Origin of the sequence: Sphingomonas sp. BAUL-RG-20F-R05-02, from assembly GCF_022662305.1 — a bacterium.
Lineage (GTDB): Bacteria > Pseudomonadota > Alphaproteobacteria > Sphingomonadales > Sphingomonadaceae > Sphingomonas.
The window spans coordinates 41,528-62,174 of sequence record NZ_JAKNQH010000013.1 but is presented as its reverse complement, the minus strand read 5'-3'; the positions used below and the strand labels follow the sequence as shown (position 1 = coordinate 62,174).

General features: G+C 65.1%; 24 protein-coding genes and 1 pseudogene. 6 read left to right on the top strand and 19 right to left on the bottom strand.

The window, feature by feature from the left end:
• Window positions 1-5 precede the first annotated feature (5 nt).
• Both hisH and hisB read right to left on the bottom strand, forming a co-directional pair.
• A complete protein-coding gene (hisH, locus tag L8F97_RS18690) occupies window positions 6-611 on the bottom strand; it encodes an imidazole glycerol phosphate synthase subunit HisH (protein WP_242153697.1) in 606 nt (201 codons plus the stop codon).
• Window positions 612-1,199: an imidazoleglycerol-phosphate dehydratase HisB gene (gene hisB, locus L8F97_RS18685; protein ID WP_242153695.1), complete on the bottom strand. Its 588-nt coding sequence runs from the start codon at window positions 1,197-1,199 to the stop codon at window positions 612-614.
• A gap of 108 nt (window positions 1,200-1,307) precedes the next feature.
• Between hisB and L8F97_RS18680 the strand changes: the two genes are divergently transcribed.
• Entirely contained in the window at window positions 1,308-1,790 is a 483-nt protein-coding gene (locus L8F97_RS18680) for an SspB family protein (protein WP_242153694.1), read from the top strand.
• A 260-nt stretch (window positions 1,791-2,050) separates the two neighbouring features.
• Here the strand turns inward: L8F97_RS18680 and pncB are convergent, their stop codons facing one another.
• A complete protein-coding gene (gene pncB / locus L8F97_RS18675) occupies window positions 2,051-3,355 on the bottom strand; it encodes a nicotinate phosphoribosyltransferase (protein WP_242153692.1) in 1,305 nt (434 codons plus the stop codon).
• 123 nt (window positions 3,356-3,478) lie between these two features.
• Here pncB and L8F97_RS18670 point away from each other — a divergent pair, with 123 nt between their 5' ends.
• Window positions 3,479-4,072, top strand: a complete 594-nt coding sequence (locus L8F97_RS18670; protein ID WP_242153690.1) for a cysteine hydrolase family protein — start codon at window positions 3,479-3,481, stop codon at window positions 4,070-4,072.
• A gap of 4 nt (window positions 4,073-4,076) precedes the next feature.
• Here L8F97_RS18670 and L8F97_RS18665 read toward each other — a convergent pair whose 3' ends face one another.
• The 5 genes from L8F97_RS18665 to dapE form a co-directional block, all read right to left on the bottom strand.
• Entirely contained in the window at window positions 4,077-4,811 is a 735-nt protein-coding gene (locus L8F97_RS18665; RefSeq protein WP_242153688.1) for a dienelactone hydrolase family protein, read from the bottom strand.
• Window positions 4,804-6,057 (bottom strand): MFS transporter, encoded by a 1,254-nt coding sequence (locus tag L8F97_RS18660; RefSeq protein ID WP_242153719.1) that lies wholly within the window; start codon window positions 6,055-6,057, stop codon window positions 4,804-4,806. Before L8F97_RS18660 ends, L8F97_RS18665 begins: the two co-directional genes overlap by 8 nt.
• Before the next feature lie 5 nt (window positions 6,058-6,062).
• Window positions 6,063-6,452, bottom strand: coding sequence for a MarR family winged helix-turn-helix transcriptional regulator (locus L8F97_RS18655; RefSeq protein ID WP_242153686.1), 390 nt, complete (start codon window positions 6,450-6,452; stop codon window positions 6,063-6,065).
• A 250-nt stretch (window positions 6,453-6,702) separates the two neighbouring features.
• Entirely contained in the window at window positions 6,703-7,857 is a 1,155-nt protein-coding gene (locus L8F97_RS18650) for an SET domain-containing protein-lysine N-methyltransferase (protein ID WP_242153684.1), read from the bottom strand.
• Window positions 7,858-7,935: 78 nt separating this feature from the next.
• Complete coding sequence (gene dapE / locus L8F97_RS18645) at window positions 7,936-9,072, bottom strand: succinyl-diaminopimelate desuccinylase (protein WP_242153682.1); 1,137 nt, start codon at window positions 9,070-9,072, stop codon at window positions 7,936-7,938.
• Window positions 9,073-9,084: 12 nt separating this feature from the next.
• On the opposite strand from dapE, the gene L8F97_RS18640 reads away from it, so the two are divergent.
• Window positions 9,085-9,246 (top strand): hypothetical protein, encoded by a 162-nt coding sequence (locus L8F97_RS18640; protein ID WP_242153680.1) that lies wholly within the window; start codon window positions 9,085-9,087, stop codon window positions 9,244-9,246.
• Between the two features lie 305 nt (window positions 9,247-9,551).
• Here L8F97_RS18640 and L8F97_RS18635 read toward each other — a convergent pair whose 3' ends face one another.
• From L8F97_RS18635 to rpmH, 6 genes are all read right to left on the bottom strand, one after another.
• On the bottom strand, window positions 9,552-10,214 hold the full coding sequence (locus L8F97_RS18635; protein ID WP_242153678.1) for a glutathione S-transferase family protein: 663 nt from the start codon (window positions 10,212-10,214) through the stop codon (window positions 9,552-9,554).
• A gap of 169 nt (window positions 10,215-10,383) precedes the next feature.
• Window positions 10,384-11,034: a ribosome biogenesis GTP-binding protein YihA/YsxC gene (gene yihA / locus L8F97_RS18630; protein WP_242153676.1), complete on the bottom strand. Its 651-nt coding sequence runs from the start codon at window positions 11,032-11,034 to the stop codon at window positions 10,384-10,386.
• Window positions 11,031-12,791: a membrane protein insertase YidC gene (gene yidC, locus L8F97_RS18625; protein WP_242153674.1), complete on the bottom strand. Its 1,761-nt coding sequence runs from the start codon at window positions 12,789-12,791 to the stop codon at window positions 11,031-11,033. Before yidC ends, yihA begins: the two co-directional genes overlap by 4 nt.
• Window positions 12,792-12,833: 42 nt before the next feature.
• Entirely contained in the window at window positions 12,834-13,046 is a 213-nt protein-coding gene (gene yidD, locus L8F97_RS18620) for a membrane protein insertion efficiency factor YidD (RefSeq protein WP_242153672.1), read from the bottom strand.
• A gap of 67 nt (window positions 13,047-13,113) precedes the next feature.
• On the bottom strand, window positions 13,114-13,467 hold the full coding sequence (gene rnpA / locus L8F97_RS18615) for a ribonuclease P protein component (RefSeq protein ID WP_242153671.1): 354 nt from the start codon (window positions 13,465-13,467) through the stop codon (window positions 13,114-13,116).
• Window positions 13,468-13,490: 23 nt separating this feature from the next.
• The gene (gene rpmH / locus L8F97_RS18610; protein WP_083224946.1) at window positions 13,491-13,625 is read right to left on the bottom strand and encodes a 50S ribosomal protein L34; all 135 of its coding nucleotides are present in this window, start codon (window positions 13,623-13,625) and stop codon (window positions 13,491-13,493) included.
• Between the two features lie 178 nt (window positions 13,626-13,803).
• Between rpmH and L8F97_RS18605 the strand changes: the two are divergent.
• Together L8F97_RS18605 and L8F97_RS18600 are read left to right on the top strand one after the other, a co-directional pair.
• Window positions 13,804-14,442 (top strand): annotated as a pseudogene (locus tag L8F97_RS18605) (magnesium chelatase domain-containing protein); the annotation flags it as partial.
• 34 nt (window positions 14,443-14,476) lie between these two features.
• Window positions 14,477-16,099: a recombinase family protein gene (locus L8F97_RS18600; RefSeq protein ID WP_242153669.1), complete on the top strand. Its 1,623-nt coding sequence runs from the start codon at window positions 14,477-14,479 to the stop codon at window positions 16,097-16,099.
• A 415-nt stretch (window positions 16,100-16,514) separates the two neighbouring features.
• Here the strand turns inward: L8F97_RS18600 and L8F97_RS18595 are convergent, their stop codons facing one another.
• The 5 genes from L8F97_RS18595 to L8F97_RS18575 form a co-directional block, all read right to left on the bottom strand.
• Window positions 16,515-16,685, bottom strand: a complete 171-nt coding sequence (locus L8F97_RS18595; protein ID WP_242153666.1) for a hypothetical protein — start codon at window positions 16,683-16,685, stop codon at window positions 16,515-16,517.
• Entirely contained in the window at window positions 16,682-17,293 is a 612-nt protein-coding gene (locus L8F97_RS18590) for a hypothetical protein (protein WP_242153664.1), read from the bottom strand. Before L8F97_RS18590 ends, L8F97_RS18595 begins: the two co-directional genes overlap by 4 nt.
• Window positions 17,290-17,649 (bottom strand): hypothetical protein, encoded by a 360-nt coding sequence (locus L8F97_RS18585; protein ID WP_242153662.1) that lies wholly within the window; start codon window positions 17,647-17,649, stop codon window positions 17,290-17,292. The genes L8F97_RS18590 and L8F97_RS18585 overlap by 4 nt, the downstream gene beginning before the upstream one ends.
• A gap of 449 nt (window positions 17,650-18,098) precedes the next feature.
• Window positions 18,099-18,329, bottom strand: a complete 231-nt coding sequence (locus L8F97_RS18580; protein ID WP_242153661.1) for a hypothetical protein — start codon at window positions 18,327-18,329, stop codon at window positions 18,099-18,101.
• Between the two features lie 172 nt (window positions 18,330-18,501).
• A complete protein-coding gene (locus L8F97_RS18575) occupies window positions 18,502-18,831 on the bottom strand; it encodes a hypothetical protein (protein WP_242153659.1) in 330 nt (109 codons plus the stop codon).
• 14 nt (window positions 18,832-18,845) lie between these two features.
• On the opposite strand from L8F97_RS18575, the gene L8F97_RS18570 reads away from it, so the two are divergent.
• On the top strand, window positions 18,846-20,444 hold the full coding sequence (locus tag L8F97_RS18570) for a recombinase family protein (protein WP_313932054.1): 1,599 nt from the start codon (window positions 18,846-18,848) through the stop codon (window positions 20,442-20,444).
• Window positions 20,445-20,647: the final 203 nt, after the last annotated feature.

The following is a 20,647-nucleotide window of genomic DNA, read 5'->3' as shown; positions in this document are numbered from 1 at the left end:
AAGACTCACGGATGCCACTTCAGAAAACGGTTGAGGAACTCCAGCCCGTAACGCTGGCTCTTTTCAGGATGGAACTGCACGCCGACGATGGTGTCACGTCCAATTGCCGCCACGACCGGCCCGGCATGATCGCTCGTCGCCAGTACGTGTTCACCCTCGAATGCGAAACTATGGAGGAAATAGGCCTCGCCCGGCACGATCATCGGGTGCGCCGTCACCGCGCGCACGTCGTTCCACCCCATGTGCGGCACCTTGGCCGCAGCGTCCGCAGGGGTCAGCCGCCGTACCGTGCCTTTGATCCAACCTAGGCCGGGATGCACGCCGAACTCCTCACCGGTACCAGCGAGCAACTGCATGCCCACGCAGATGCCGAGGAACGGCACGCCGTCTGTGTGAACGCGTTGCTCCATCGCCTCGATCATCTCCGGCACCGCGCGAAGCGCGGCTGCGCAGGCGGCGAATGCACCGACGCCCGGCAGCACGATGCGGTCCGCCTTTGCGACTACGTCGGCATCGGCGGTGATCGCGATATCCTCAGCACCCGCCGCGTTAAGCGCGTTGGCGACAGAGTGGAGATTGCCTGCGCCGTAGTCGATCAGCGCCAGCGCCACCTACAGGATCCCCTTGGTGCTGGGGATCGCATCCGCCTTGCGCGGGTCGATCTCGGTCGCGGTGCGCAATGCCCGTGCGAGGCCCTTGAACGCACCTTCCGCAATATGGTGGTTGTTGGTGCCGTACAGTTTCTCGACATGCAGCGTGATGCCGGCCGCGCCGGCGAAGCTGTGGAAGAAGTGGCCGAACATCTCGGTATCCATGTTGCCGAGCCGTTCCATCGTGAAGTCGCACTTCCACACCAGATACGGCCGCCCGGAAATGTCGATCGCGACCCGGATCAACGTCTCGTCCATCGGCGACAGCGCATCGCCGTAGCGGCGGATGCCCTTCTTGTCGCCTAGCGCCTTCGCCACCGCCTCGCCAATCGCGATGCCGGTATCCTCGACCGTGTGATGTTCGTCGATATGCAGATCGCCGACCGTTTTGACGGTGAGGTCGATCAGCGAATGCCGCGAGAGCTGCTCCAGCATGTGATCGAAGAAGCCTACGCCGGTGGAAATTTCGTAAAGCCCGGTGCCGTCCAGGTTGACGGTCACGTCGATCGACGTCTCCTTGGTGGAGCGTGAGATGGTCGCGGTGCGCATTGTTTCCACTTAGCGTGAATGGCGCGTCATGCAATCGTGAGGGTTCAGCCGCGGGAAACTTGGCGGTCGAACCTTGACCCCCCGGCAAACCCCGCTACCCAAGGGCGCATGAGCGATGGATTACCCGACAGCCTGATTCCGTACGACGATATCGTACAAGAAGCGCTGCGCGCCGTGGTCGGCCGCGTGCTCGGCTCGGTCGCGTCGAACGGTGGTTTGCCTGGCGACCACCATTTTTACATCACCTTCAAGACGCAGGCGCCCGGCGTCGACATCCCGCAGCGCCTGATCGAGCGGTTCCCGGACGAGATGACGATCGTCATGCAGAATCGCTTCTGGGATCTGCTGGTCGATGATTCCAAATTCTCGATCGGGTTGAGTTTTAATCAGGTTCCATCGAAGCTGGTGATCCCATATTCGGCGATCACGGGTTTTCATGATCCAGCGGTCAATTTCGAGTTGCGCTTCCAGGCGCAGGAGGGACCGGAGGGTCCGGATCCGCAGGACACGGCCGAGAACGACGGCCCGACCGTTACGCCGGTCGAAGATGGCTCGAACGTCGTCGCGGTGGACTTCAAGCGCAAGAAGTGAGCGTGCCGGGCTCGGCTTGCTCGGGCTTGGTATGCGGCAGCCGATGCGGTGCTGCCGACGCAATCTCGACGGTTGGTACTCGGGATTGGCGCGCGCGAGCGTCGTCGCGCACGTCCGATTGTCACGAGCGAGCAGAGCGATCAGCGAGACTTTCAAGCAGACGTCTCGCAGCGGCAATTAGCGGACTCGCCAAGCTGCCTGGTGTGACGCCGATGCGTGCAGCAAAACGCATGAGCCAGATGTGATCGGCTCACACGTCTCTAAACGCTTACCTGCGCTTCCGCTCGCCCGTCACCGCCGAACACGCGCAGGTAGCGGGCAATCTCGTTGGGCTCGCCGGTCGCCTTGGCAGGATTGTCGGACAGTTTCACCGCAGGCCGCCCATTGGCACGGATAACCTTGCAGACCAGCGAAATCGGTTCCAGCGCACGACCGCCACGCGGATCGCAGCCACGGAAATCATTGGTGAGGTTGGTGCCCCAGCCGTAGCTCATCCGGACGCGACCGTGAAAGTGGCGGTAGGTCTGCTCGATCGTGTCGATGTCCATGCCGTCGGAAAAGATCAGCAGCTTCTCGCGCGGATCCACGCCCTGTTGCTGCCACCAGCGGATGATCTCCTCGCCGCCTTCGATCGGCGGAGCGCTGTCGGGGCGGAAGCCGGTCCATTCTGCCAGCCACGCCGGCGCCTGTTTGAGGAAGGCTGTGGTGCCGAACGCGTCGGGCAGCGCGATCAGGAGGTTGCCGCCGTAATGCGCGCGCCATTGCTCCAGCACGCGGTACGGCGCCTCGGCGAGTTCGGCATCGCCATTCGACAGCGCCGCCTCGACCATCGGCAATTCGTGCGCGTTGGTACCGATCGCCTCCAGGTCCGCGTCCATAGCCAGCAACACGTTGGACGAGCCGACGAAGCGCGTGCCAAGGCCTTCCTTCAACGCCTCGACGCACCAGCGCTGCCACAGGAAGCCGTGCCGCCGCCGCGTGCCGAAATCGCTCAGTACCAGATCGGGCAGGTCCCGCAGCCGTTCGACCTTCTCCCATAGCCGCGCCTTGGCGCGCGCATACAACACGTCGAGCGCGAACTTCCCCATGTCGCGCATCGCCGCGCGCGATTTTAGCTCGTTGATGATGGCGAGTGCCGGTATCTCCCACATCGAGGTGCCGGTCCACGGTCCGTCGAAGTGCAGTTCGTATTGGCCGTCGACCTTGCGCAAATCATACTCGGGTAGCTGGAAATCGCGGAGCCAGGCTAGAAACTCGGCCGAGAACATCTGCCGTTTGCCGTAGAAGCTGTTGCCGGCCAGCCAGATCAGCTCCTTGCGGCTGAACCGCACGGTGCGGGCATGATCGAGTTGCGCGCGCAGTTCGCCCTCGTCGATGATCTCCGCGAGCCGGACCGACTTGGTGCGGTTGATGAGCGAGAAGGTCGCGTCCACGTCCGGATGGACGTGGCGGATCATCTGCAACATCAGCAGCTTGTAGAAATCGGTGTCGAGCAGGCTCCGCACGATCGGGTCGAGCCGGAAGTTATGCTCGTAGGTGCGGGTTGCGATATCGGTGAAAGCCATGGGTGCGACCCTTATCCGATCCGCGTGCCAAGGGAACCGCTCGTCAACCGCTGACAGGACCGTGCGCAATTCCTATGTTCATGCGGGTTTAAGGCGGAACGCCGCTGACAGGGAGCGTAAGGGATGCAGCAATTCGTGGTTGTCGTGGACACGCAGCGTGACTTCATGGCGGCGGACGGCGCGCTAAGTGTCGCTGGCGCGGACGCGCTGGTCGCGCCGATGCGGGCGTTCCTTGCCGGGCTGGAGGCGGAGCAAACGGCGGGGGTGTTATTCACGTTCGATACGCATGTGCCGACAGTCTACGCCGCATCGGAAGAGGCGAAGGCGTTCCCGGCGCATTGCGTGAAAGGCACGCCAGGCTGGGCGAACCTGCTCGATCCGGCGCTGATCGATCGCGGTATTCCGGTGTGGCGGATCGAAAAGGGCGTGTTCGACATGTGGGCCGAGGAAGGGCTGTTGATCGAAGATGCGCGCGGTGATGCGATGCCGCCGGTGCCGCGGGAGGCGTTTTTTGAACGGTTGCGCGATGCCGGCGTGCGACGCGTCACGGTGATCGGCGTCGCGGCCGATTATTGCGTGCGTTGGGCCGTGGCCGGGCTGGTGGAGCGCGGCTTCGAGGTGACGGTGCCGCCTGACCTGACGCGCGGCATCACCCGTCAGATCGATGTGGTGCTGGCGGAGGAGTTCGCGGGCGCACGGGTCAGCGCGCCCGCGTGACCGCTTACTTCAACACGCGTCCGAACAACGCGAGCATCTCGGCCCAGCCGCGTTCGGCGGCGGCTTCGTCATAGACCGGAAAATCTGGCTTCATCCAGCCATGAGCCGCGCCCTCGTACGTTTCGGCACGGTAGGTCACGCCGGCATCGTTCAGCGCCTGTTCGAATTTGGCGGCCATTTCTGGCGGATAGCTATGGTCGTTGTCCGCCGCCGCGATGTAGAGTTCGGCGGTGATCTTGGGCGCGAGCAGGTGCGGGCTGTCCGGCTCGTCCGTTGCGAGGCGGCCGCCGTGGAAGCTGATCGCCGCTGCGATCCGGTCCGGGAAGGTGCCCGCCGCCGTGATCGCCATGCCCCCGCCCATGCAGAAACCGACCGTGCCGATCTTGCCGGCGATATCCGCACGCGTGTCCAGATACGTGAGGAACGCTTGCGTATCGCTCGCTGCCTTGGCGTTGTCGGTCGTCGCCATCAATGGGCCGATCACTTCGCGGAAGCCCTGCGCGAACACCGCCTTCGGGTCGAATGGCGCATAGGGGCCGTAGCGGTAGAACAGATCGGGCAGCAGCACGACATAGCCGCTTGACGCGAGCCGCTGGCCCATTTCGATGATCGCCGGGCGGATCGCTAGCGCGTCCATGTAGAAGATCACCGCCGGCCACGGACCGTTGCCTTCGGGCGTCAGCACGTGCGCGCTGCACTCGCCGTCGCGCGTCTGGATCGTCACCTGTTGGTCACTCATTCGTTTGCTCCTGTGGGGAAAAATCGGGGGTGTGTCGCATGTGCCGTAAACCGACCAGTGCCGCCAGCAGGCCGGACAGCGCGCCCACGCCAAGCGCCCAACGCGGACCGAAGTGATTGGCCACCGCACCAACTAACGGAGCGCCGATCGGTGTCCCGCCCAGCGCGACGCCAAGCCGGATCGCCATCACGCGGCCGCGCATCGCCGGCTCCGTGGTGAGCTGCATCAGACTGTTGGAGCTGTTGGTGAAGGTAAGCGCGGCGACGCCGATCACCACGAGTGCGGCGGCGAACAGCCAATAGCCGGGCGCCAGCGCTCCCGCCGCACAGCCCAACGCGAACACGCCTGCTCCGACGGTGAGATACATGAAGCGCGGGCTCTCACGTCCCGCCGCCAGCAGCGCGCCTGCTACCGTTCCGATCGCCATGATCGAACTCAGCAGGCCGTAGCCTGTCGCGCCGACGTGGAACACGCCGACCGCCATCGTCGATACGAAGATCGGGAAGTTGAGCCCGAACGTGCCGATCAGGAACAGCATCAGCACGATGGCGCGCAGATCCGGCCGCCCTGCGACATATCGGAAGCCCTCCGCGAGGCTGCCGCGCTTACGTACCGCATGGTCGCGCGCGTGGAGTTCGCCTTGCCGCAGCAGCATCAGCGAGCCGAGCACTGCGATGTACGACAGGCCATTGACGACGAACGCCCAGCCGGTGCCGACCGCGCCGATGCACAGGCCCGCCGCGGCTGGTCCGACCATGCGCGCCGCGTTGAAGGCGGTGGAGTTGAGCGCAACCGCGTTGGCCAGGTCGCGCTCGCCCACCAGATCGGCGACGAACGTCTGGCGAACCGGCGCGTCAAATGCGGCCGCGCAACCGAACAGGAGCGCGAATAGATCGACCTGCCACAAGGTGACGACGCCGGTGATCGTCAGCACACCGAGTGCCAGCGACAGCAGTCCCATCGCCGCCTGCGTCGTCATCAGCAGCTTGCGCCGGTCGTAATGGTCGGCGGCGAAGCCGGTCCACGGCAGCAGCGCGAACTGCGGTCCGAATTGCAGCGCCATGACGATTCCGACCGACGCGGCGTTATGATGCGTCAGTTGTGTCAGCACCAGCCAGTCCTGCGCGGTACGCTGCATCCACGTACCGACGTTGGAGACGAGCGCGCCGCCGAACCACATGCGGTAATTATAGGTGCGTAGCGACACGAACGCTCCACGGCGTTTCGCGCGCACCGGGGCCAGCATCGCGGTCACGCCTCGGCCAGCTTGCGGATCGTTTTCAGCGCCACCGCAAGCGACGCCTGTTCCGCCGGGTCGAGCCCGGCCATCGCCGCCGCCAGCCACGTGCGCTTGACCAGGCGCTGGCGTGCTCGGGTTTCGAGGCCGAGCGGGGTGAGATCGTACAGCGCCTGCCGCCCGTCCGTGGGATGCGGCGCGCGCGCGACGAGACCTTCGCGTTCGAGCGCCGCCATGGTCGCCCCCATCGATTGCGGCTTGATGCCCTCGGCGCGCGCAAGATCGGCGGTGGTGGCGGGGCCGCCGCGCGCCAACCGGCCAAGCGTGGCCGATTGCGACCAGGACAGTTCGGCTGGGTTGCCCTCGAAGCGTAGGCGACGCAGCAGCAGGCCAGTAGAATGCATCAGGTCCTCGACAAGCGCTTCCAGAGGCTGAAGATCGGGCGAGTCCATCCACGTACGATAGCGGATTGGAAGGTTAGCTTGCAAGGTATGCTGGCGAACCATGCGTTCACGGTCTGGTTCGCGGAGCACGCCCCGGTCCAGTCCCGGAACGCTGCTGCGGCCGCATCGCCACAATCTCGGAATTCGGATCTTGGCCTTCGCCGTGCAGGGAGTACGCGTGGACCGGGCGGGGAGGCGGACGGCGCGTCGATCAGGCCGCGCGTTCGTTGGCCGTGATCGGCACATTGGCGCGCAGATATGGCGCGACCAGGCCGCGTACGCGGAACCAGGCCTGACGCTCGGGCGGCAGCGTGTCGAAGTTGCCGATTACGCGCCGGCAATCCGGGCTGCGGCACTGGCAGACCATATACCAGTCGGACCCGCTGAGCGTCGTCGAATAGTCCCAGCTGATTTCCTCGCCCGGCCCAATCGCGCGGATCGCGACGAGCATCACCGTGTCACCGTCGAAGCGCAGGCCGGCATTAGGCTCGCAACTGTGGTTGATAAGGTCGTCAATCCGTCCCGATGGTCCCATGTAATGGTCCGGCGTGATCTGCACGAACCGGTCTCGCGCACCGTGCAACATGCCCGGCACTTTATCGGCACGGAAGCGCCGGCCAGTGAAGCGCACGATTTCCGCACCCTCCGCAAATCCTGCCGCCGCATACACCGCCTTGCCGAGATGCGTCTCGGCGATCGAAAACAGGTTGGCGGCGGGCGCATATGCGTCGAGCACATGGAAGCGTCCGCTCCAGGATCCCAGCGATCGTAGCGGGTTTATCGTTGCCAGTCCGATCATGAACCAAACGCTTGCGTGGCACAGCAGCTCGGTCAGGATATAGGCATATTCACCGAGCCGAGCAGGGCCGCCCGCGACGCTGACGTGCGTTGCCACCAGCAGCGTGGCGAGATCGGCGATCGTCCACAGCCCCCACGCGGGCGAACGTTCGCGCGTGCGGTCCTGCCAGACACTTACCCAGGTCGGCCAGAAGCCGAGCGGCACCACCGCGACGATCATCATGTGTGCCCAGAACGTCTCGCGGAACGCCAGCCAGATCGCCAGCGCGGCGAGGTTCGCGGCCATACACGCCGTTTCGCTGACGCTTGGTGACTCCCACGCGCCACGCCGCCAAATCGCGACGGTAACGATGATGCAGGACGCGGCGGCGAGCAGGAAGACCCAACTCTGTACCGCATGCGGGTTGAGGGCGCGGTAGGTCGCAGCCTCAACGGCGGTCCCTGCGCTCCAGATCAACCAGGAGGCGCGGTTGGGCTGAACGAGGTGACGTCGGAGCCCGACCAGATACGCACCATAGCCCCCCAGACTGCACACCATCGCAACAAGGAACCAGGCGTTGATCGGCATATCCGCTACCATCAGGGTAAGGCCATGTTAACCAAAACGGCCAGAGCGTCCATTGAAATGATCGGCGGCGATGCGCGCCTAGAGTTCCGCTACCCGTGCGAGGATGTCGGCATAGACCGTGGCAAGCGCGACGAGATCGTCGATGGCGACGGCTTCGTCCAGCTTGTGCATCGTCGCGTTGACGAGACCGAATTCGACCACGGGGCACAACGCCGACAGAAAGCGCGCGTCGGATGTGCCGCCAGTCGTCGATAATTCCGGTCGGTGGCCGAGCCGCGCCTCGATAGCATCACCAATCAATGTCGAGAAGGCACCCGGTGCGGTCAGGAACGCCTCCCCCGAAATGCGCCCGTTGACCGTCGCGTTGGGCACGTGCGTGTGCACGACCGTACGGATGCGCTCGATTAGATCAGCGCCGCGATGTTCGTCGTTGAAGCGGATCGACAGCCGCGCCGAGGCGTGACCGGGGATTACGTTGGCGGCGGGATTGCCGACGGTGATGTCGGTCGCCTCGATATTGGACGGCTGGAACCAGGCGTTGCCTTCGTCCAGCACCACCGCGCCGATCTCCGCGAGGATGGCGACCAGCTTGGGGATCGGATTGTCGGCAAGATGCGGGTAGGCGACATGACCCTGCTTGCCCGGCACTTCGATCCAGATGTTGACCGACCCGCGCCGCCCGATCTTCACCATGTCACCAAGTTTTGCGACCGAGGTCGGTTCGCCGACCAGACATAGATCGGGCCGGACGCCGCGCTCCGCCATGCGCGCCATCAGCGCCTGCGTGCCGTAGGTGGCGGGGCCTTCCTCGTCGCCGGTGATGATGAGCGATACGGGCGCGCTCGGTGTGGCTGGAATCGCCGCCACGAACGCGGCGATCGCGCCCTTCATGTCGACCGCGCCGCGCCCGTATAGCAGTCCGTCACGCTCGGTGGGGGAAAAGGGATCGTCGCTCCACCCTGCACCCGGCGGCACCACGTCGAGATGGCCGGCAAAGGCGAGGTGCGTCCCGCTTCCCGTGCGGGTGGCAAGCAGGTTCTCGACCGGGCCGTCCGGCGCCTCGCCTTCAATAAACCGTGCGACGCTGAAGCCGAGCGGCAGCAGCGCCGCCTCCAGCACGTCGAACACGGTCCCGCGCGCCGGCGTAACGCTGTCGCAGGCGAGCAGGGCCCTGGTGAGCGCGATCGGATCGGGCAGATTGGTCGTGTCATTCATGGGGAGAGGGCATTGCTCAAGCGCCAGCTGGATACAATCCCGCAGAGCAACCGTACCGGCTATCCCTCGCAATTTGCCGATGTGGTGGAGGGGCGCTGGTATCGGCAGCTCGGCTCCGTTGCCGGCCTGACGCACATGGGTGTACGTCATGATGTGCTGAAGCCGGGAGCGTAGCCCTACCAGCGCCACTGGCGTGATGGTGAGAGGACGAGTTCGTGGTAATGCGAGGCGCGGCGGTGCTGATCGACGACGCTTGTGCGCGCGGGTGAGCGCGCAGCGTTTCTTAGCGGAGTGCGCAACCCGCCACGTCCTTGCTAACCGCAGCGATGCCGGTTGGGTGTTCATCGCGGTGGGGGCAGGCCCGGCGGCGGCTGTTCCGCCATCGACATGCTGTTTGCTGCCGACGGGCGTTACATTACCAAGGCGGCCGAGGATTATGCAGCGGAGCGGGCGGGTGAGGCTGCGTCGCGCTGGCCGAGTCAGGCGGTGGGTTGCTCGAACTGCTCGATCACCCATTCCTCTTCCTGTGCGGCGGCGATCCAGTCCTGCATGAACGGGTGTTGGATCACCGCATCCATGTAACTGGCGGCAAAGCGTGCGATCGGCAGGCTGTAGGTAACGATCCGCGTTACCACCGGCGCATACATGATGTCGGCCGCGCCGAACTGCCCGAACAGGAACTGGCCGTCACCGCCGAACCGCGCCCGCGCCTGCGCCCACAATTCCATGATCCGCGCGAGATCGGCGAGCACGTCGTCGTCCGGCCGCTTAGGCGGGAAAGCCTGGCGGATGTTCATGCTGTGTTTTTTGCGCAGCGCGGTGAAGCTGGAGTGCATCTCCGCCGACATCGATCGCGCCATCGCGCGCGCGGCGGGGTCGGCCGGCCAAAACAGGTCGCGGCTGGTTTTCTCGGCGAGGTATTCGATGATGGCGAGACTGTCCCACACCACCGCCTCGCCGTCCCACAGGATCGGCACCTTGCCTGAGGAAGGCGCGAACTCATCGCCTTCGCGGCGCCTGTCCCACTCTGCATCGTAGAGCGGCACCACGACCTCTTCGAACAGAAGGCCGGATTGCTTGGCGGCGAGCCAGCCGCGCAGGCTCCACGAGGAATAGGCCTTGTTGCCGATGATCAGTTTCATGGCGGCGGGCTTAGCGGGGCGGGCGAGCGCGGTCTAGGCGGATTGCCGCTGCGTCCTGTGCCGGCAACGGCGGAGATCCAGCCCAACGCTTACGGTTGTCGCGGCAGGTCGTGATTTTGCGCAGACCCGGAACTACGCTCCGCTTCCACCGGCAAGCATAACGATGCGGTTAGCCGATCGCTTCGATCACCGCCGCGCGCAGTTCGGGGATGCCGAGCCCGGTTTCCGACGACGTCTGGAGGATCTGCGGGTGCGCGGCCGCGCGTTTGCGCGCTTCCGCAGCGGTCTCGGCGGTAACGTCGGCGAGGTCGGTCGCCTTGATCTTATCCGCCTTGGTCAGCACCATGCGGTAGCTCACCGCCGCCTTGTCGAGCATCTCGAGGATTTCGCGGTCGACATCCTTCACGCCGTGACGCGCGTCGATCAGCACCAGCGCGCGCTTCAACACGTCGCGCCCGCGCAGGAAATCGTTGACCAGAAAACGCCATTTCTTGACGATGTCTTTTGGCGCCTTGGCAAAGCCGTAGCCGGGCATGTCGACCAGCCGCATGTGCAGCGGGTCGCCGCCGACGTTGAAGAAGTTCAGTTCCTGCGTGCGGCCCGGCGTGTTCGACGTGCGCGCCAGCGAATTGCGCCCGGTCAGCGCGTTGAGCAGCGACGACTTGCCGACGTTCGACCGACCGGCGAATGCCACCTCCGGCACGATCGCATCGGGGATGAACTCAAGCGACGGGGCCGATTTCAGAAAGCTGACCGGGCCGGCGAACAGTTTCCGCGCGGTCTCGATCGCCTCTTCGTCGAAGGTGCCGTCGTCGCTCACTTTTCCGCCTTCACGCGCAGTTCGGGGTGCCGCGCATACAGCAGCCGCTGCTGAAGGATGGTCAGCGTGTTCGAAGTGATCCAGTAGATCTGGAGGCCAACCGCGAACGGCGCCATCACGAACATCAGCACCCACGGCATGATCTTGAAGACCTGCTTCTGCGCCTCGTCCATCGGGGCGGGGTTGAGCTTGAACTGGAAGAACATCGAGATGCCGAGCACGACCGGAACGACGCCGATCGCCAGCATCGGCGGCAGATGCCACGGCAGATAGCCGAATGCGTTGAGGATCGTCGCCGGGTCGGGCGCGGACAGATCGCGGATCCATAGCACGAACGGCTGATGGCGCATTTCGATGGTCAGCAGCAGCACCTTGTAGAGCGCGTACAGGATCGGGATCTGGAGGAAGGTGGGCAGGCAGCCGGCGAGCGGGTTGACGCCCTCCGCCTTGTAAAGCGCCATCACCTCCTGCTGCGCACGGACCTTGTCGTCCTTGTAGCGTTCCTGGAGCGCCTTCATCTTGGGCTGGATCGCGCGCATCTTCGCCATCGAGGCGAACTGACGCTGCGCGATCGGGAACAGCAGGCCACGGATGGTCAGCGTCAGTGCGATGATCGCCACGCCGAAATTGCCAATCACGCGGAACAGGAAGTCGAGATATTTGAAGATCGGCTTTTCGACGATTTCGAACCAGCCCCAGTCAATCGCCTTGCCGAAGTGGCGGATGTTGAGGTTGTCCTCATAGGCGTCGAGCGTGTTGGTTTCCTTCGCGCCCGCGAACAGCTTGGCGGTGGTGACCAGCGCCTTGCCGGCGGGGACGACGCTCGGCTGGAGCGCGAAATCGGCCTGGAAGGTGTCGCCCACGGCGGCGCGGAAGCCACCGTGCATCTTCGCCCCCGAATCGGGGATCAGCGCGGCGAGCCAGTATTTGTCGCCGAAGCCGAACCAGCCGCCGGTCGCGTCGAAGTAATTGTCGCCGGGCTTGCCGATGTTGCCGAACACGGTCTTGCCGATCAGGCTGGCGTCCTTGCCCTGCAGATTGGCGAAGGTGATGTCGTAGGTCGCACCATTGTCGAACACGCCGATCGGGCCGACGTGATCGGTCCAGGTATCGGGATCGGGCGAGACGCCGGCGCGCGACACCAGCCCGTAGGGGCGCACGGTGATCGGCGTGCCGGTCGGGTTGGTGACGGTCTGGCGGACCGTGAACATGTAGCGCTCGTCGACCGCGATGCGGATTGCGAAACGCTGGCGCTGCGCGTTGGTCCACGCCAGCGTGACCGGCTGGGCGGGGGTGAGCACGGGCGCGCTCGCGGTGAAGACGGTGTTCGCGTTCGGCGTCGTTACCCCGTCACCCGACCAGCCGAAGCCGGCGAAATAGGCGTGATCGGTACCGGCCGGCGAGAACAGGCGGATCGGCGGTGAGTTCTTGGCGACGGTTTCCTTGTACTTGCTCAGCACGAGGTCGTCGATGCGGCCACCCTTGAGGTTGATCGAGCCTTGCAGGCTGCGCGTCTCGATCCGCACGCGCGGGCTGTCGGCGAGGACCTGCTGACGGTCGCGTACCTTTTCGGGCGCGGCGGCGCCCGGGCCGGCGGGGCCGGTCGAGGAGGCGACGGGCTTGCTCTTGCCGTCGACGATCTTGGTCGCGGGCGGGTTGGCGGCGGGGAGATACTTGGAGGCGAAGAACTGCCAGCCGAACAGGATCAGCGCGGCGAACACCGCGAACAGGAGGAAGTTTCTGCTTTCGTCTTTCACCTGGAAATCCCGTCGTAAAGTCTTGGGCGTCGTGTCACCGGATCACGGCACCGGGTCCGAGCCATGTCCGCCCCAGGGGTGACACCGTCCGATCCGTTTCGCCGCGAGCCAGCCGCCTTTGACAGCGCCATAGCGGCGAAGCGCGGTAATTGCATAGGCGGAACACGAAGGCTGGTATCGGCACGAGGGCGGCAGGATGGCGGAAGGGCCGATCTGCCATGCGCGCACCAGGATGATGAGGATGCGGGTCAGCATGAGGACAAGCAAATGCGTGTTTTCGCGACTGGTAAGGTGCGTTTGCGGACAGGCAATGCGCCGGCCATCACCGTGCTACCTTCGCCAACGCCTTGGCTAGCTCGCTTTTCAGCAGGCTATAGTCGCGTTCGATGCCGCCGTTCCGACCGATCAGCACATGATCCGCGCCGCGCACCCCCGCAGTCGGCAGCAGTTCACGCGCCAGTGCACGCAACCGGCGTTTCATCCGGTTGCGGACAACAGCGTTGCCGATTTTCTTGGTGACGGTGTAGCCGATCCGCATCGCCGAATCGTCATCGCCACGTGGCCGCATGAGCAGGACGAAGCCCGGCATCGGTGCGCGCTTGCCATTGTTCGCCGCCAGAAAGTCCGCGCGGCGCGATAGCGTGTGGATATCGACAGCGCCGGGGGCCGTGTGCACGCCGGCGCTGTCGACCGCGTGAATTACGCCGACAGCTTCTTGCGGCCGCGCGCGCGGCGTGCGCGAATCACGTTGCGGCCGCCCGGCGTTTCCATCCGTGCACGGAAGCCGTGACGGCGCGCCCGCACCAGATTGCTCGGCTGAAAGGTCCGTTTCATGAGTCATTCCCTGATCGTCTGAATAGAAAAGGGCCACCCCGAAAGGCAGCCTCGTGGCGGAGGCCTGTAGGGTGATGGACGGGTGAAGTCAATCACATGACGTCGCGCGCGGCGTGCGTGAAGAACGTCCTTGCCCTGTTCGTGCGCGCCGCTAAGCGCCGGGGCAGGGGGTTTTCACATGGTCGCAAGCGTATCGACGGTCGCGTATCTGGGGCTGGAGGCGCGCGCGGTCGAGGTGCAGGTGCAGCTTATCCCCGGCCTGCCGGCGTTCAACGTTGTCGGCCTCGCCGACAAGGCGGTGGCGGAAAGCCGGGAACGGGTGCGCGGGGCGATCGCCTCGATGGGGCTGGCGCTGCCGCCCAAGCGGATCGTCGTCAATATGTCGCCCGCCGATCTGCCCAAGGAAGGTTCGCACTTCGACCTGCCGATCGCGCTGGCGCTGCTTGCGGCGATGGGTGTGGTTGATGTCGAGCAGCTTGGCGATTTCGTCGTGGTCGGCGAACTCGGCCTCGATGCGCGGATCGCGCCGTCGTCGGGGGTGTTGCTCGCAGCGCTACATGCCTCGGCGGAGGGCAAGGGGCTGATCTGCCCGGCCGCGCAGGGCGCGGAAGCCGCGTGGGCGGGGTCGGTCGGGGTGCTGGCGGCGCCCGATATCCTTTCGCTGGTCAACCATTTCAAAGGCCACGGCCTGATCGGCGCACCGGAGCCGGGTGAGGCGATCGACGTCGCGCACGGCCCCGATCTCAGGCAGGTGAAGGGGCAGGAGAGTGCCAAGCGTGCGCTCGAGATCGCCGCGGCGGGCGGGCATAACCTGCTAAGATAGGATCAACCTACACCGGGTAGGATTTATCATGGACGTTGTAATCTACATTCGTTGGTCGAGCGCGGAGCAGGGGAAGGGCAGCAGCCTTGAACGACAGCGCGAGGAGTGCTTCACCCACGCGGCGCGGAAGGGCTGGAAGGTCGCGGGCTCACCCCTTGTGGACGACGGGGTTTCGGCATTCAAGGGAAAGCATGCGGCGACCGGGGAGTTGGGGCGCTTCGTAGCCGACGTCGAGGCGGGGAGATACCCTGGTGGCGTGATCCTGCTCACCGAGAAACTCGACCGCCTCTCACGCGAGCAGGCCAAGAAGGTCTTCGCCTGGCTGCTCCGCGTGACGGAACTGGGTGTGGTCGTTGCCACCGTCGAGGGCGATCGGCGGTACGACAGTGCGAACCTCGACATGGCCGCGATCATTGAGGTGGTCGTCAAGGCGCAGCTCGCCAACGAGGAGTCGGAGAAGAAGGCGACGCGCCTCACCGCCGCCTGGGCTTCGAAGAGGCGGCGACTGGCGGATGGGGAGACGCTCGTCCTCACGCGCCGCGCACCGGCCTGGCTCGAGGTCGCGGGCACGCCGCCCGCCTTCGTAGTGATCCCAGAGCGGGCGGCCGTGGTGCGGCGCATCTTCGAGGAGACCGTGGCGGGCTACGGAAAGCACCACATCGCTCGAAAGCTCAACCTCGAACGCGTGCCGACCTTCGGCCGCGCGCTTGGCTGGCACGGTTCCTACATCCAGAAGATCCTGAGGAGCGCCGCGGTGCTGGGCGAGCTTCAGCCAGGACAGAAGCCGCGGGGTGAGAAGCGGCGGCTGGTCGGAGAGGTCATCCGCGACTACTATCCGAAGGTGGTGGAAGCGGACCTCCACGCGAACGCCATGAGGAGCATGTCCGGGCGGCAGCGTCGGGTGGCTGGACCGGGACGGCGGCTCGTGAATCTGTTCTCCGGCCTGGCCCGCTGCAAGTCCTGCTCGTCTCCGATGACCTTTCGGAGCAAGGGGTCGAAGACCCGAGCCGACGGTTCGGTCGTCAACGAGGACTATCTAATCTGCGACAGCTACCAGCGGGGGCGGGGTTGCACGACCGGGCATCACTTCAACTATCGACTTTGGGAGAGCGGCATACTCGACGCCGTGCTGTTGGACGCCATGGACGATCGGCACTTCGCGGCGGCCGACGCCGTTCGCGGGTTGGAGATCGAGCTAGCCGAGCGCGTGCGCAGTCGGGCCTCGGACTGCGACCGGGCCGAGACCGCCCTGAAGCTGTATCTGGAGCACACGCGTCCCGAGGTGAAGGAGAAATGGGTCGAGCTGACGGCGCGGGTCGACGAGCACGACCAGATCGTCTCGGATCTGCGAACGCGCGTGCTGGCCGCCCGCGGCGCGGTCTCGCCCGAGGAGCACCGCCGACGCATATTTGCTCTTCGCGACACGCTAGAGGACGACGACGATGCCATTCGCTTCGAGACGCGCTCGCGGGTCATGGAGGCGGTTCACGAACTGGTGGCGACCATCTCATTCGTCGCGTCGGATTGGCCCGCCGTCGAGATCACGACCAAAGGCGGCGTATTCATGCATCTGAACTGGGAGGAGTGGGGCGATCAGCAGGGGATCGCGTGGACGAAGTCGCTGCTACCCGGTGCTTCGTGGCCCCAGTAAGGCTTTCGACCTAAGGTGAGCCGGAACGCCCCCCGCCCCCGAGACGGCCCCACGACGCCGGTGTTTTCTCGGGGGTTTCGATTCTCGCCCGAGATCCACGGCTTGGTCTTCTTCCGCCGCCCGTCGGAGGACCACGAGCTCGTTCGCAAAGTGATACCGGTAGCCGGCCTAGGAGGCGCGCTGGCTGGTCGGCCTCTCCAGCTTCGCTCCGGTCTCATGCTTCAAGGAAGCCGCCATTGTCCAAGATCGACCGGTCTCGCAGATCGATGGCGGATCGGAACGCGAGGAGATTTCGATATGCTGGACCGGCCCGTCTCACTTGACGACGTGACGGCGGCCTTCCCGTTTACTGAACCGGGATCGGCCGTCCGCAAGGCGTTCGACGTCGCGCGCGATCGAGTGCCGGTATTCCTGTTCATCCGACCGGTTGCATGCTCATCGCGGCCTTCGTGGACGAGGACATGCCAGAGGCGGTCGCCGCCGCGATCCGCAGCGCGCGGGCCGACTGGGTGGCGGTGGTGGCCGACCAGGTGCGGCGGGCGGTCGAGGATGGCTGTACGGCGCGGTGGCCGCCCGCTGGCCTCACGCTGCCATCTTCTCCGTGTGGCGCTCGAGCTTGCCGTCGCTGCTGCGGAGCACGGCCAGGAAGCCCTTGTCTCGCAACTGCTGCAAGTCCTCGGACTTCAGGAGCTTGGCGAGGCGCGCGTCGGCGCGTCGGAAGCCGGCCTCTAGGTCGCCGGGTGGCAGACCCTCCAGACGGCGGAGCTTCGATCCCGATCGGTAGGCGTAGTGACTGGAGCCAGGCTCGGAGGACGGAACGATCAACGCCCGGGCGTCGTTCGCTGGCGACCACAGTCGACATCGCCCGTAGCACGTCACCTGACCCCACTGCGGAACGAACAGGCCCCAGCAGAGCGGCGGCCCGGCAGGGTCGTCCACATCGAAGGCGATGTAGATGCGTTCACGGCCGTCCTCGCGGCAGACGGCGCCGAGAAGCTTCTCGGAACCGTGCTTGAGGACGAAACCGGCGCCGATGAGCAGAACCTCGCATTCCTGATCGTGTCGTCGACCCGTGAGCATCATCCGGAAGGCGGCGACGTGCTGAAGCATGTTCGCTTGGGCCGCCGGATCGGACGCCGAGAGCATTTCAAGTTCGTGGCGAGCGTCGCGCATCTGGTCGGTTTCGGTCGTCATTCGTTTAACTCCTGGTTCAATGTGTCGATGCCGGCCCGAGCTGGGTCCGGACTTCCGTATTTCCTTCGCCGCTGCTTCGCGGCTGGAACGCTCCAGACAGGCTCATGCCGAGGCGTGGGTCGCACGCGCCGGTCTTGCTCGGATCTGCGTGCCTGATCACGGGCGGTGGTGAAGCGTGGAGGGGATCGATGCCTGCCCGCGAGCTGCCAAAGCTGCATCAGCTGCGGCGGTGAGCCAGCGAGGAGGATGTCGACCGTCGCGTGGAACTCTTCGTCGCGGCCGAGCTTCCCGCAGAACAGATGCGCGACCGCGCCCATGTAGTTGGCAACCATCTTCTGGGTATCGGCTTCCGTCATTCTCGTCACTTTCCACTTTTTTCCCACTCACTGCAGGGACACTGATCTTCCTGATGGGCAAGGCTCTGCCTTTCCGCTCGCTCTGTCGGCATGTGGCGCCGGCAGACGATGGTGGGATCGAGCCGTCTTCGCGGCCGGTATGCTTTTCCGGCGGAAGCGACAGGCGCGGCGGGATAGGCCGGGATTATCAGGCTGTTAGCGGGGCTTTCTGCAGGGCCGGCCGACTCCACGGGCTGTCAGGTGCCACCGGACCCCGCGCGATCAAGACCGGCGCCGCTAGCTCTGGAAGTATCCGCGCCCGCCATCAGGTGATCGGCGCTGTGCCGATCGCCAGCGGTAGCTCGATGACCTGGGTCAGCATCTCCCGCGCTTCGCTTCTCCGTTTGAGGATTTCGGCGACGCTGTCCGCGATTTCGTTGGCCGCACGGACGAGCGACTCGACTTTGCGGTCAGCCTTCGCCCACCAAACCTGATCGACGCGGGCGCGCGCCGCGGCCGAGGTCCACGTTGACGTGTAGCTCGCCCGCCGCCGCGTGCCACCGCTTCGTGGGCGCGAGTTCGTACCGGAAAGTGTCTTCCTTTCCATCGGCCGCGCCGCGGTCGCGGAGGTGCTTCGCGACGAGCATCCGGACAAGCTGAAGATCGGCACTGTCGGCGTTCATTTCGGTATTCCTCTTCATCATTTTCTCCCTCATCCGCCCACTGGCGCCATTCCTCCTCGAACCCGGGGACCATCTCGACTGGACTATTTGAAGGGAGCGGGTTGTCGGCCGTTCCCGCTTCGGATCGCAGACTGCGGTGGCCGTCATGCTGAGATCCGAAAGGATCCCGACACGGGGTCCGGGGCCGGCATCAGACGTGATCCAGGTAGCGCCGCATCATGCGCGTCGCCTCCTGTGACAGTCGGACCCGTCTGACGCGCGTGTCCTTCGCGTCCGTCCAGCTCTCCACGAGGCCGCTAACCTTGAGTTTGTGCAGCGCCCGCAGCGTCGTCGTCGGAACCGCGGTGCCGTAGGCGACGCTGGTGGTCGATGGCGCGCGTCCGTCCTCTCCGCAGAGGAAGAACTCGAGCAGGATTCCCCAGGTCGGATCCTGAAACAGCTTCGCGTGCGCGCCGAACCACTTGGCCCGGTCCCGCCGTTGATTGAAGAGCGTCTGCGCGCGTTCGCGGTGGCTGGGCACGGGGCCGTCGGCCGGTGGACCCGCGACCTCACCGTCCTTCTGCGTGGACGATCGCGTGGCAGCGAGAGGAGTGTCTCACCCACGCCGCACGGAAGGGCTGGAACGTGATCCACCCGCCGCTTGTGGATGACGGCGTCTCGGCCTTCAGGGGGAAACATTCCGCCACGGGCGAGCTGGGCCGCTTCGTGGCGGAGGTCGAGGCAGGCAGATATCCTGACGGCGTGATCCTCCTTACGGAGAAGCTCGATCGCCTGTCCCGCGAGCCGGCCAAGAGGGTCTTCTCCTGGATATTGAGAGTGACCGAGCTCGGGGTCATCGTGGCAACGGTGGACGGGGACCGGCGTTACGGCAGCGAAAATCTGGACATGGCGGCTATCATCGAGGTCGTGGTGAAGGCCCAGCTCGCCAACGAGGAATCGGAGAAGAAGGCGACGCGGCTCGCAGCCGCTTGGGCTTCGAAGCGGCGGCGTCTGGCTAGCGGGGAACGGATGCTGCTCACGAGAAGGGCGCCGGCGTGGCTCGAGGTGACCGGTACGCCGCCCGCGTTCGCTATCATCCCAGAACGCGCCGCCATCGTACGCCGCATCTTCGAGGAGACGGTGGTGGGGCTCGGCAAGCACCATATCGCGCGAAATCTCAACCGCGAAGGGATACCACCGTTCGGAAGGGCTCTTGGCTGGCATGCATCGTATATTCAGAAGATACCTAAGAGTTCGGCCGTCCTGGGTGCGTTCCATCCAGGTCAGGAACCGAGGGGGGAGAAGCGGCGCCTTGTGGGCGAGGAGGTAGCGGACTACTATCCGCAGGTCGTAGACGCCGACCTCCATGCGCATGCCATGCGAAGCATGGCTGGGCGGCAGCGGCGCGTCGTCGGACGTGGCCGGCGGCTTGTGAACCTCTTTTCCGGGTTGGCCCACTGCAAGTCATGTTCCTCGCCCATGACCTTTCGAAGCAAGGGATTGAAGACGCGTGCCGACGGATCAGTCGTCAACGAGGACTACCTGATCTGCGACAGCTACCAGCGCGGGCGCGGTTGCACCGTCGGCTACCATTTCAATTATCGCGTATGGGAAAGCGGGATCCTAGATGCTGTCCTATTGGATGCAATGGGCGATAGGCATTTCTCAGCGCCGGAGACGGCGAGGCTGCTCGATATAGAATTGGCGGAACGGCTTCGGGCCCGGGCCGCGGATCGTGACCAAGCCGAAACCGCCCTGAGCCTGTATCTTGAGTACAAGCGTCCGGAGGTGAAGGCGAAATGGCTCGACTTCTCGGCTCGCGTAGACGGGCATGACGCTGTCGTCGGCGAGTTGGAGAGGCGCGTGGTGGCCGCTCGCGGCGCCGTGTCACCGCAGGAACACCGCAATCGCATCTTCGCGCTCCGGGAAACGCTTGATGATCACGACGAAAGCATCCGGTTCGCGACGCGTTCGCGCGCGATGGAGGCGGTGCACGAGCTGGTGGCCACCCTTTCGTTCAGCTCGACCGAGTGGCTCGGGGTGGAGATCACGACCAAAGGCGGAGTCCTGATGCATCTGAATTGGGAGGAATGGGGCGAGCAGGAGGGCATCGCGTGGGCTAAGTATCTGCTGCCGGGCGGTTCGTGGGCGTAGCGCCAATGCTCGAAGACTGGTGGAAGATCATCGAAAACCGCGTTCGTGCGTGCCAGGCAGGGATCGCGGTGTCCGATGAACATCAGCCCTCTGCATCTCGACCGCTCCCACGGACGTGCGGGTGTCCGAGCGGTCTAGCCGATACGGGCGCCGCTCGAGTTTGCTGTCCTGCACAAGAAACGGACGAACCGGATCTCAAGATC